Below are 12,335 nucleotides of genomic sequence, written 5' to 3'. Positions count from 1 at the left end.
GCACCGCCTCGCGGACGTGCCGCACCCAGTACTCCGGATCCTGAAGCTCAGCCGCCTCCGCCAACACACCCGTCAGGTTCGAGACCACCGGCAGCCTCGGCGTTCCATACGCGATCCCCTGCGCGACCTTGCGGAACTCGTCGAGAACCGGGTCCATCAACGGCGAATGGAAAGCATGCGAGACCTTCAGCCACCGCACCTTCCGCCCCTGGCCCCTCAGCGTCTCGGCCAGGCCCTCCAGCACCTCACGCCCACCGGAAAGCACCACCTGCGACGGACCGTTCACCGCCGCGACACCCACACGGTCCGCAAGTCCCTCAAGGAGGGGCAGTACGTCCGTCTCCGTAGCCTGCACGGCCAGCATCGCGCCACCCTCAGGCAACGCCTGCATCAACCGCCCCCGAGCAGCCACCAACCGAGCCGCATCCTCCAGAGACCAGAGCCCAGCCACATACGCCGCAGCCAGCTCACCCACCGAATGCCCACCAACAACCTCCGCCCGCACACCGAAGGACTCCACGAGCCGATACAGCGCCACCTCAACCGCGAACAACGCAGGCTGCGCATACCCCGTCCCGGACAACAGCTCAGCATCATCGCCGAACATCACATCCTTCAACGGCCGCTCAAGCACCGCATCCAAATGCGCACACACCTCATCAAGCGCATCCGCGAACACCGGGAAAGCCTCATACAACTCACGGCCCATCCCCACCCGCTGACTGCCCTGACCCGTGAAGACCACTCCCAAGCGGCCCTCCACCACAGCCCCGGAAACCTCACGCTCCCCCAGCAGCACAGCCCGATGCTCAAGAACCGCCCGCCCCGAAACCAACGACCAGCCCACATCAACGGGATTCAACTCACCGGCTGATGGGGCGACTTCACGCAAACGCTCCACTTGCGCCCGCAGGGCCTCCGCGCTCTTCGCCGACACCACCCACGGCACGACCGTCAAAGGCAACCCCGCGTCCACGGACGCCGCGACTTCCTCAACGCCCCCTGGCGCCTGCTCCACGATCACATGCGCATTCGTCCCGCTCACACCGAACGACGACACACCGGCCCGACGTGGGGCGTCACCGCGCTCAGGCCACTCCCGCGCCTGCGTCAACAGCTCAACAGCCCCCGCCGACCAGTCCACATGACTGCTCGGCCGATCCACATGCAGAGTCGGCGGCAGCACACCCGCCCGCATCGCCATAACCATCTTGATCACACCGGCAACACCCGCAGCGGCCTGCGTATGACCGATGTTCGACTTCACCGAACCAAGCCACAACGGCTCGCGCCCCTCACCCCGCTCCTGCCCATACGTCGCCAGCAGGGCCTGCGCCTCGATCGGGTCACCCAGAGTCGTGCCCGTACCGTGCGCCTCCACCGCATCCACATCACCGGGCGCAAGCCCCGCACTCGCCAGCGCAGCCCGGATCACCCGCTGCTGCGACGGCCCATTCGGCGCCGTAAGCCCGTTGCTCGCACCATCCTGGTTCACGGCCGAACCGCTCACCACCGCCAACACCTCATGCCCATTCCGGCGCGCGTCCGACAACCGCTCCACCAAAAGCAGCCCGACACCCTCACCCCAACCCGTACCATCCGCAGCCTCCGCGAACGCCTTGCACCGGCCATCCACCGCCAAACCCCGCTGACGGCTGAACTCCACAAACGTGTCCGGTGTCGACATCACCGTCACACCGCCCGCGAGCGCCAGATCGCACTCGCCCTGACGCAGCGCCTGCGCCGCCAGATGCAGAGCGACGAGCGAGGACGAGCAGGCCGTGTCCACCGTGACGGCGGGGCCTTCAAGGCCGAAGGCGTAGGACAGTCGGCCCGAGACGACGCTCGCGGCGTTGCCGGTGCCGAGATAGCCCTCGCCCCGGTCAGGTGCGGTGCGGAGCACGTCCTCGTAATCCTGGCCGTTGGTTCCGGCGAAGACACCGGTACGGCTGCCGCGCAGGGACGACGGATCGATGCCCGCCCGCTCGAACGCCTCCCATGCCGTCTCCAGAAGCAGCCGCTGCTGCGGATCCATCGCCAGAGCCTCACGCGGCGAGATCCCGAAGAAGGCAGCATCGAAGTCGGCCATGTCGTGGAGGAAGCCGCCCTCGCGGACGTAGCTCGTGCCGGGGTGGCTCGGATCCGGGTGGAAGAGGGCGTCGACGTTCCAGCCTCGGTTGTCAGGCATGTCCCCGATGGCGTCCTTGCCGTCGTGGAGCAGCCGCCACAGGTCCTCAGGTGACCGGACTCCGCCCGGGAAGCGGCAGCTCATCGACACGATCGCGAGGGAATCGTCGGTCATTGAGGAGACCGCCGGAGTGGAACCCGAGGTTCTGCCGTCCCTTCCGGCGCCGTCGATACGGCCGTTCAGGTCGGCGAGGTCGTCAAGGTGGTCGAGGTCGTCGAGCAATTCACCGCGCAGGTGGTCGGCGAGGGCGCCCGGAGTCGGGTGGTCGAAGACAAGGGTGGCCGGGAGGCGAAGTCCGGTGGCGGCCCCGATGAGGTTGCGCAGTTCCACCGCCGTCAGGGAGTCGAAGCCGAGATCCTTGAAGGGACGTGTGGCGTCGACCGTTTTGTTGGCCGGATAGCCGAGGACGGTGGCGACACCGGCCCGTACGAAGTCGAGGAGTTCCCGTTCGCGCTCCGCCGACGGGAGCATGGCGAGTCGGCCCGCGAGGGAGTCATCGGACGACGACTTGGACGACGCGCCCGCCGTGCCCAGCTCGGAGCTTCCCCTCCCTGCCCCTCCTGCCGCGCCCGCCTCTCCTGCCTCACCCGTCCTGGCCTCGGGCAGTTCGTCGAACAGATGGCAGGGGCGTGCCGTGCGATAGCTCGCCGCATATCGAGCCCATTCCACATCGGCAAGCGTGACGGCGGCGGGCATGTCCGTACCGATGGCCCTGGCCATGGCGGCGACGGCGAGATCCGGTGCCATCGCGGGCATGCCGCTCTCCCGGACCCGGTGCTCCACCACTCCGCCGTCTGCGGCCATGCCGCCATCGGCCCACGGTCCCCAGGCGAGGGACACAGCGGGAAGCCCGAGCGCGCGCCGGTACTCGGCGAAGGCATCAAGGTACGCGTTCGCCGCCGAGTAGTTGCCCTGCCCGCCGACGCCCATCGAGCCCGCGACGGAGGAGAAGAGCACGAAGGCCGTCAGCTGTTCACTGTCCCGGGTCAACTCGTGCAAGTTCAAAGCAGCTTCAGCCTTGGGCCGCAGCACAGCCGCCAAACGCTCACCCGACATGCCATCCAGAACACCGTCATCCAACACCCCCGCCGTATGAAACACCCCCCTCAACGGCACATCCCCAGAAATCCCCTCCAACACCCCCGCAAGCGCACCCCGATCAGCCACATCACAAGCCACCACCGAAACCCTGGCCCCCAACCCCTCCAACTCCGCAACCAACTCCCCCGCACCCGGAGCCGCCAACCCACGACGACTCGTCAACACCACATGCTCCGCACCCCCAGCCGCCAACCACCGCGCCACATGCCCACCAATCGCACCCGTACCACCCGTAACCAGAACAGTCCCCCCAGGCACCCACACACCAACAGACCCACCCACACCAACCGAACCAACCGAACCAACCGAAGCCAACGACTCAACCCGCACAAGACGACGCACAAAAACACCCGAACCCCGGACAGCCAGCTGATCCTCGCCACCGGCACCCGCGAGTACGTCCGCGAGGCGCGCCCGCGCCCGCTTGTCGGCGTTCACCGGCAGATCGACGAGGCCTCCCCAACGCTGAGGCTGCTCAAGGGCGGCCACCCGGCCCATGCCCCACACGGCCGCCTGCGACGGCGACGTCAGCCGGTCCGAGCGCCCAGTGGACACGGCCCCGCACGTCGCGGACCACAGCGGCGCCTCGACGCCCGCGTCTCCCAACGACTGCAGCAGTACGAGCACTCCCTCAAGGCCCACGCTCACGGCCGGGTGCGCCGAACCCGCGGAGTCGTCGAGGGCGAGCAGCGACAGGACACCCCGCGGGGCACCGGCGGGGTCGTCGTCCAGCAGCTCACGCAGCTGTCGACCCAGTTCAGCTCGCTGGAGACCGTCCCGTGCCACCGCGATTCGGGAGACCTTCGCGCCCCGCTCCTCAAGCCCCGCCACGGCGGCCTCGGTCCAGGGGTACGACACTTCGTCCGAGTCGCCATCGGGCACGACGACCCACCACGTACCGGAATGGGCGGCCGGCGCCAGACCCGTCAGCGGCTTCCAAGACTCCCGGTAGAGCCACCGCTCCACCGTGGACGTCTCCCGCCGCTGCCGCCGCCACGACGACAGGACCGGCAGGATCTCACCAAGCGCGGCACCGGCACCGCTGCCCTCGGCGTCCAGCTCGGCGGAGAGCAGCGCCAGATCCTCGCGCTCCACAGCCTCCCAGAAACGTTCCTCGACCTCGTCCACGGCGGGTGCACCGGGGGCGACGGCGGGCGCGGTCTGGGCCGACTCCAGCCAGTAGCGCTGGCGCTCGAAGGGGTAGGTGGGCAGGTCGACGCGGCGGCGGCTGGTGATGGGCTCGTAGAGGGGCGTCCAGTCGACGGTCGCGCCGCGTACGTGGGCCTGGGCGAGGGCGGTCAGGAACGTGTCGGGCTCGGGGCGATCGCGACGCAGGGCCGCGATCAGGCCCGACTGAGCGGCGGGCTCGGTGACGGTGTCGTGCGCCATCGCCGTCAGCACGGCATCCGGACCCAGTTCGATGAGCGTGGAAACCCCGTATGCGGTGAGGGAGTTGAGGCCGTCGTGGAAGCGCACCGCCTCGCGGACGTGCCGCACCCAGTACTCCGGATCCTGAAGCTCAGCCGCCTCGGCCAGCTCACCCGTCACGTTCGAGACGACCGGCAGCTTCGGAGCCTCGTACGTCAGGCCCTGCGCGACCTTACGGAACTCGTCGAGAACCGGGTCCATCAACGGGGAGTGGAAAGCGTGCGAGACCTTCAGCCACCGCACCTTCCGCCCCTGAGCCTTCAGCGTCTCGGCCAGGCCCTCCAGCACCTCACGCTCACCGGAGAGCACCACCTGCGAGGGACCGTTCACCGCCGCCAGACCAACCTGATCCTCCAGACCCTCAAGGAGGGGCAGTACGTCCGTCTCCGTAGCCTGCACGGCAAGCATCGCGCCACCCTCGGGCAGCGCCTGCATCAACCGGCCCCGAGCAGCCACCAACCGAGCCGCATCCTCCAGAGACCAGAGCCCAGCCACGTACGCCGCAGCCAGCTCACCCACCGAATGCCCACCAACAACCTCCGCCCGCACACCGAAGGACTCCACGAGCCGATACAGCGCCACCTCGACCGCGAACAACGCAGGCTGCGCATACCCCGTCCCGGACAACAGCTCGGCATCGTTACCGAACATCACGTCCTTCAACGGCCGCTCAAGAAGCCCGTCCAAATGCGCACACACCTCATCCAACGCATCCGCGAACACCGGGAAAGCCTCATACAACTCACGGCCCATCCCCACCCGCTGGCTACCCTGACCGGTGAAGACAACACCCAGGCGCCCCTCCACCACAGCCCCGGAAACCTCACGCTCCCCCAGAAGCACAGCCCGATGCTCAAGAACCGCCCGCCCCGAAACCAGAGACCAGCCCACATCGACAGCACTCGCCGGGATCAACTCACCGTCACCAGCGGTGCGTTCACTCAGCCGCTCCACCTGCACCCGCAGCGCATCAGCACTCTTCGCCGACACCACCCACGGCACCACGCTCGACGGCGGGGCACTCACTACGGCGTCACTGTCCGAGACGGCCTCAATCGGCGCCTGTTCCACGATCACGTGCGCGTTGGTCCCGCTCACACCGAACGACGACACACCGGCCCGACGCGGGGCGTCGCCGCGCTCAGGCCACTCCCGCGCCTGCGTCAACAGCTCAACACCACCGCGCTGCCAGTCGACTTCGGAAGTGGGAGCGTCCACGTGCAACGTCGGCGGCAGCACACCCGCCCGCATCGCCATAACCATCTTGATCACACCGGCAACACCCGCAGCGGCCTGCGTATGACCGATGTTCGACTTCACCGAGCCCAACCACAACGGCTCGCGCCCCTCACCCCGCTCCCGCCCGTACGTCGCCAGCAGGGCCTGCGCCTCGATCGGATCACCCAACGTCGTACCCGTACCGTGCGCCTCCACCGCGTCCACATCACCCGCAGCCAACCCCGCACTCGCCAGCGCAGCCCGGATCACCCGCTGCTGCGACGGCCCATTCGGCGCCGTAAGCCCATTGCTCGCACCATCCTGGTTCACGGCCGAACCGCTCACCAACGCCAACACCTCATGCCCATTCCGGCGCGCGTCCGACAACCGCTCCAACAGGAGCAGCCCGACACCCTCACCCCAACCCGTACCATCCGCAGCCTCCGCGAACGCCTTGCAACGGCCATCCACCGCCAAACCCCGCTGACGGCTGAACTGCACGAAGGTGTCGGGGGATGACATCACCGTGACGCCGCCCGCGAGCGCCAAGTCGCACTCACCCTGACGCAGCGCCTGCGCAGCCAGATGCAGGGCGACCAGGGAAGCCGAGCAGGCGGTGTCCACCGTGACGGCGGGGCCTTCGAGGCCGTACGCGTACGACAGACGTCCGGACATGACGCTGACGGCATTGCCGGTGAGGACATGGCCCTCGATCTCCGGAGGGACCGTCGCCATGCGGGAAATGTAGTCCTCGCCGTTGGAGCCGACGAAGACTCCGGCGCGACTGCCGCGCAGCGCCGTCGGATCGATGCCCGCGTTCTCGAACAACTCCCATGATGCCTCCAGGAGTTGGCGCTGCTGGGGATCCATGGCGAGGGCCTCCCGCGGGGAGATGCCGAAGAAGTCGGCGTCGAACTCGTCGGCCCCGTCGAGGAATCCGCCTTCACGCACATAGCTGGTGCCCGGGCGGTCGGGGTCGGTGTGGTAGAGACTCTCGAGGTCCCAGCCGCGGTCGGACGGGAACTCCGTCATGGCGTCCCGGCCCTCGGCTACGAGGTGCCACAGCTCTTCGGGCGACCGGACGCCGCCGGGGAAGCGGCAGCTCATCGACACGATGGCGATAGGGTCGTCGGCCGTGCCGTTCACCGTCATGCCCGGGCCCGCCGCGGCAGCCGTGGCGTCCCGCGTCGTGTCCGTGCCGCTCCCGAACAGTTCGGTGGCGAGGTGCTCCGCGAGGCTGGTGGAGCTGGGGTAGTCGAAGACGAGGGATGCCGGGAGGCGCAGGCCCGTGGCGGCCTGGACGCGGTTGCGCAACTCCACGGCGGTGAGTGAGTCGAAGCCCAACTCGCGGAAGGCGCGGGAAGGTTCGATGGTGTCGTGGGTGGCGTACCCGAGCACGGTGGCGGCCTGGGAGCGGACGAAGGCGAGCACGGCAGTGGCGCGCTCGGGAGCGGGGAGCGGTGCGAGACGGCGTACCCAGTCGGGTCCGGTGGCGGCGTCGGGGGCGCTCGTGGGCCCGGTGGAGTCGGCCGGGGCCGCGGGGCGCGCTTCGGGGAGTTCCGCGAAGAGCGGTCCCGGCCGGGCGGCGACGAAGCCGGGCAGGAAGGTGCCCCACGCCACGGACGCGATGACGGCGGTGGTGTCGCCGCGTTCGACGGCCTGCCACAGGGCGGAGACGGCGAGTTCGGGGTCCATGGGCGGCATGCCGTCGCGGCGCGCCCGGTCGGCGCGTACGGCGGTGTCGGCGAGGCCGCCGCCGTCCCAGGTGCCCCAGGCGATGGAGGTCGCGGGCAGTCCGTCGGCGCGGCGCTGTTCGGCGAGCGCGTCGAGGAAGGTGTTGGCGGCGGCGTAATTGGCCTGTCCGGCGCTGCCGAGGGCGCCGGACGCCGATGAGTAGAGGACGAACGCGTCGAGGTCGAGGGTGCGGGTGAGCTCGTGCAGGTGGCGGGCCGCCGCGGCCTTGGGGCGCAGGACGCCCTCGATCCGCTCGGGGGTGAGGGCGTCGAGGACTCCGTCGTCCAGGATCCCCGCCGTGTGCACGACCGCCGTCAGGGGCACGTCGTCGGGGATGCCGTCGAGGAGTCGGGCGAGGGCATCGCGGTCGGCGGCGTCGCAGGCGGCGACGGTGACTCGAGCCCCCAGCTCCTCAAGCTGCGCGGTGAGTTCGGTGGCGCCGGGAGCGGCCGGGCCGCGGCGGCTCGTGAGGAGGAGGTGTTCGGCGCCCTCGCGGGCGAGGCGCCGTGCGATGTGCCCGCCAAGGGCGCCTGTGCCGCCCGTGACGAGGACGGTGCCGCGGGGGGTCCACTCGGTGTGGCGGGGAGGTTCGGCGCCCGCTGCCTCGGCGCGGACGAGTCGGCGCACGAAGACTCCGGAGCCGCGTACGGCGAACTGGTCCTCGTCGCCGGTGCCCGCGATGGCGCCGGCGAGCCGGGCACCCGTGCGGGCGTCCGGTGTCGCGGGCAGGTCGACGAGGCCGCCCCAACGGTCGGGGTGTTCGAGGGCGGCGACCCGGCCGATTCCCCACACCTGGGCCTGGCCGGGGTGGGTGAGCCGGTCGCTTCGGCCCGTCGAGACGGCACCGCTGGAGACCGCCCACAGCCTTGCGTCGCTCTCCGTGTCGCACAGCGCTTGAAGGAGCGCGACCGTGCCCGCGAGTCCGGCCGGGACGTCGGGGTGCGAGGGGTGGGGCTGCTCGTCGAGGGCGAGGAGGGAGAGGACGCCGGACAGTTCCCCGTCCGCGGCCGCGTCACGCAGTCGCCCGGCGAGTGACTCTCGTATCAGCTCTGTGTTTTCGAGGTCGAGTTCGAGAGCGAGGTCGAGTTCGAGTTCGATGGGGTGGGCGCCCGCCTTGGCCAGTGCCTCGACGGCGCCCGCCGCCCAGGGGTGGCCGGATGCCGCTGCGGGTACCACGACGAGCCAGCGGCCGCCCGCGATCCCGGACGGCGCGGTGAGGCTGCCGCGGAGCGGCTTCCACGTGACCCGGTAGCGCCAGCCGTCGACGACGGAGCGTTCCCTGCGCTGCCGCCGCCAGGACGCGAGGCCGGGCAGGACGGCGCTGAGCGAGTCCTCGTCGACGTCGGTGAGCGTGGACGTCAGTTCCGCGAGGTCGGCGCGCTCCACGGCCTCCCAGAAGCGCTCCTCGGCCTCGTCGGCGGCCGGGCCGGCGAGGGCCGCGGCAACGGCAGCGGCCGGTACGGCCTCCAGCCAGTGGCGCTCCCGCTGGAAGGCGTACGTGGGCAGGTCGACGGCGGCGCGCGCGGCCGCGCCGGGGTAGAGGGCACGCCAGTCGAGTTCGGCGCCGTTGACGTGCGCTTCGGCGAAGGACGTGGCGAGCCGGGTAGCGCCGCCCTCGTCGCGGCGCAGCGAGCCGAGGGCGGCCGCCGTGTCCTCGCGGCCCGTGTCCTCGATGGCGGCCTGGACGGGGACGGTCAGGACGGGGTGCGGGCTCATCTCCACGAACAGGTCGTGGCCTTCGTCGAGGAGCCCGTGAACGGCCTGCTCGAAGAGGACCGTCCGGCGCAGGTTGCGGTACCAGTAGGCCCCGTCCATCGGGGTGTCGTCGGCCAGCCAGTCGCCGGTGAGCGTCGAGTACACCGGTACGTCGGGTGTCCTGGGCGCGACGGGGGCGAGGACTCGCTCCAGGTGCTCCTCGATGGCCTCGACCTGCACGGAGTGCGAGGCGTAGTCCACAGGGATGGTGCGGGCCCGGATGTCCTGGGCCGCGCACTGTGCCACGAGTTCCTCCAGGGCCGTCGTCTCGCCCGAGACCACGACGTGGGACGGGCCGTTGACGGCGGCGACGGAGATGCGGTCGCCCCACGTGGTGAGCAGCTCCCGCACGCGTTCCTCGGGCAGGGGTACGGACACCATGCCGCCCCTGCCGGAGAGTTCCAAGATGGCCTGGCTGCGCAGCGCCACGACCCAGGCCGCGTCCTCGAGTGACAGTGCGCCCGCCACGCACGCGGCGGCTATCTCGCCCTGGCTGTGCCCGACGACCGCGGCGGGCTCGACCCCGGCCGCCCGCCACACGGCGGCGAGGGAGACCATCACCGCGAAGAGGACCGGCTGGACCACGTCGACACGGTCGAAGTTGTCGCCGGACAGCTCCTCGAACAGGTCCCAGTCCACGAACGGTCGCAGCGCGTCGGCGCACTCCTCCATGCGCGCGGCGAACACCGGTGAGGAGTCGAGGAGTTCCAGGGCCATCCCGGCCCACTGCGAGCCCTGCCCGGGGAAGACGAATACGGGGCGTGCGGCATCCGAACCCGCCGCCGCACCCGCGTCCGACCGGCCCACGACCACGCCGGGACTCGTCACGCCGCCCTGGGCGAGGTGGGCAAGGCCTGCGAGCAGTTCGGCGCGGTCCTGGCCGACCACGACAGCGCGGTGCTCGAACCGCGACCGCGTCACGGCCAGGGAGTAGCCGACCTCTCCAGCGCCCGTCGCGGGCTCGGAGAGCAGCCGTTCGTGCAGCCGTGCGGCCTGCCCGCGCAGCGCATCCGGTGTCTTGCCGGACAGCACGAGCGGCAAGACGCCCGGGATCACCCGCGAGGGCCCGGCGGGCTCGCCCTCCGCCTCCGGAACGTCGGCCGGAGCCTGTTCGATGATCACGTGTGCGTTGGTCCCGCTCATGCCGAACGACGACACAGCGGCCCGGCGAGGCGTCCCGTCCTGGCGTTGTGGCCAGGCCCGCGCCTCGGTCAGCAGCTCGACCGCCCCGGCGGACCAGTCGACGTGCGAGCTGGGCTCGTCGACGTGCAGCGTCTTCGGCAGGACGCCTTCGCGCATCGCCATGACCATCTTGATCACACCGGCGACACCGGCGGCGGCCTGTGTGTGGCCGACGTTAGACTTCAACGACCCGAGCCAGAGCGGATCCTGGTCCTCGGGGCGGTCCTTGCCGTACGTGGCGAGCAGCGCCTGCGCCTCGATCGGATCGCCGAGCGTGGTGCCGGTGCCGTGCGCCTCCACCGCGTCCACATCGCTCGTCGTAAGCCCCGCACTGGCCAGGGCCGCGCGGATCACACGCCGCTGCGAAGGCCCGTTGGGCGCGGTCAGACCGTTGCTCGCACCATCCTGGTTGACCGCGGAACCCCGTACGACCGCGAGGACCTGGTGGCCGTTGCGGCGCGCGTCCGAGAGCCGCTCAAGGACCAGGATGCCGACGCCCTCACCCCAGGCCGTGCCGTCGGCGGCCTCCGCGAAGGGCTTGCAGCGGCCGTCGGGAGCCAGGCCGCGCTGGCGGCTGAAGGCGAGGAAGGAGCCGGGCGAGGCCATGACGACGACGCCTCCGGCCAGGGCGAGCGCGCACTCGCCCTGGCGCAGCGCCTGCACCGCGAGGTGCAGGGCGACCAGTGAGGACGAGCAGGCCGTGTCGACGGTCATGGCGGGGCCCTGCAGGCCGAGGGTGTAGGCGATGCGGCCCGACGCGACGCTCGCGGCGGTACCGGTGACGAGGTAGCCCTCCATGCCGTCGGCGGCGTCGCCGAGGCGCGGCCCGTACTCCTGGGTCTCGGCGCCGACGAAGACGCCGGTGCCGGAGTCGCGCAGCGAGTCGGGCGTGATGCCCGCGCGCTCCAGTGCTTCCCAGGACGATTCGAGGAGGAGCCGCTGCTGCGGGTCCATGGCGAGGGCCTCGCGCGGGGAGAGGCCGAAGAAGGCGGCGTCGAAGTCGGTCGCCTCGTGCAGGAAGCCGCCCTCGCGGACGTAGCTGGTGCCGGGGCGGTCGGCGTCGGGGGCGTAGAGGGCGTCGAGGTCCCAGCCGCGCTCGGTGGGGAAGCCGCTGATGGCGTCGGTGCCGTCGGCGAGCAACTGCCAGAGTCCTTCGGGGGTTTCGACGCCGCCGGGCAGTCGGCAGCTCATTGCGACGATGGCGATCGGCTCGTCGTCGCGGCGTGCCGCGAAGAGGGGGGCAGTGTCGTCGGCGCTGTCGAAGAGTTCGGCGCGCAGGTGGCGGGCGAGCGCGTCGGCGCTGGGGTAGTCGAAGACGACGGTGACGGGCAGGGCGAGACCGGTGGCCTGCTTGAGGCGGCGGTGGAGCTCCACTGCGGTCAGGGAGTCGAGGCCGAGGTCGAGGAAGGGGCGCGTCATGTCCGGTGCGGGGCGCCGCACTTCACCGTCGCCGCTGCCGCCGAGCACCGCTGCGACCTGCTCGCCCACCAGTTCGCGGAGCCGGCGCCGCTGTTCCGCCTCGGGCTTGTCCTTGAGGGCCGCGTACAAGGGGGCTGCGAATTCCGCGAAGTCGCTCAATGTTCCACTCCGTAGCACCGGCCGAATCATGGCTCACCGATAATGCGCCGACAACGCCCCGAAAAGGCATTGGGCAAACTTGTCCAAAATACGTTCGCAGGCTAACAGGGCTGCTTTTGCCGACGTACCCCTAGAAGTCCCCTATGCAGCC

1 protein-coding gene is annotated in these 12,335 nt (G+C 70.5%); it reads right to left on the bottom strand.

Going from position 1 to position 12,335, the window contains the following annotated elements:
• Positions 1 to 12,184 (bottom strand): type I polyketide synthase (locus tag ACFVXC_RS40610; RefSeq protein WP_389916551.1); only part of this gene is annotated, 12,184 nt, incomplete at its 3' end.
• Positions 12,185 to 12,335 lie beyond the last annotated feature (151 nt).

This window comes from Streptomyces sp. NPDC058257 (genome assembly GCF_042881845.1).
Lineage (GTDB): Bacteria > Actinomycetota > Actinomycetes > Streptomycetales > Streptomycetaceae > Streptomyces.
Note: the sequence above shows the minus strand (reverse complement) of the source record. Positions and strands in the feature narration are given on the sequence as shown.